This is a genomic window from Terrihalobacillus insolitus (assembly GCF_028416575.1).
Classification (GTDB): Bacteria; Bacillota; Bacilli; order Bacillales; family Amphibacillaceae; genus Terrihalobacillus; species Terrihalobacillus insolitus.
Genome location: NZ_JAMQKB010000069.1, coordinates 1 through 643 on the forward strand (window position 1 = coordinate 1; position 643 = coordinate 643).

A 643-nucleotide genomic window follows, 5' to 3' on the forward strand; every position below is an offset into this window, starting at 1 on the left:
ACACCCGAAGTCGGTGAGGTAACCTTTTGGAGCCAGCCGCCGAAGGTGGGGCCAATGATTGGGGTGAAGTCGTAACAAGGTAGCCGTATCGGAAGGTGCGGCTGGATCACCTCCTTTCTAAGGATATTATAGGAACATTACTTGGTTGTTTGGTTCAGTTTTGAGGGATTAAAATAATCCCCCAAAATAGATGGGCCTGTAGCTCAGTCGGTTAGAGCGCACGCCTGATAAGCGTGAGGTCGGTGGTTCAAGTCCACTCAGGCCCACCATCTATGAACGGGGCCTTAGCTCAGCTGGGAGAGCGCCTGCTTTGCACGCAGGAGGTCAGCGGTTCGATCCCGCTAGGCTCCACCAATCCAAAAAAGTGTACCTTGAAAACTAGATAAGAATAATTAGGAAGTGAAGGCGACTGTACAATAGCGTAGGGATAGGATAAGCCAGCATGTAGTACTCCGAATTTTGAGTGCGGAATGATGGATTGCCTATACAATAGCTATTAGGAGCCGGAACTAGACTAATGACAAGACATCAATGAACATTGAAACAAACTTTTTCACAAGCAATATAGTTAAGTGAAGAAGGGCGCACGGTGGATGCCTTGGCACTAGGAGCCGAAGAAGGACGGGACAAACACCGATATGTC

General features: G+C 48.5%; 2 tRNA genes and 1 rRNA gene. All 3 read left to right on the forward strand.

The window, feature by feature from the left end:
- Nucleotides 1-117: ribosomal RNA gene (locus NC797_RS18320) — 16S ribosomal RNA — on the forward strand; the annotation flags it as partial.
- A gap of 75 nt (nt 118-192) precedes the next feature.
- Nucleotides 193-269, forward strand: a tRNA-Ile gene (locus NC797_RS18325).
- A 9-nt stretch (nt 270-278) separates the two neighbouring features.
- Nucleotides 279-354, forward strand: a tRNA-Ala gene (locus NC797_RS18330).
- Nucleotides 355-643: the final 289 nt, after the last annotated feature.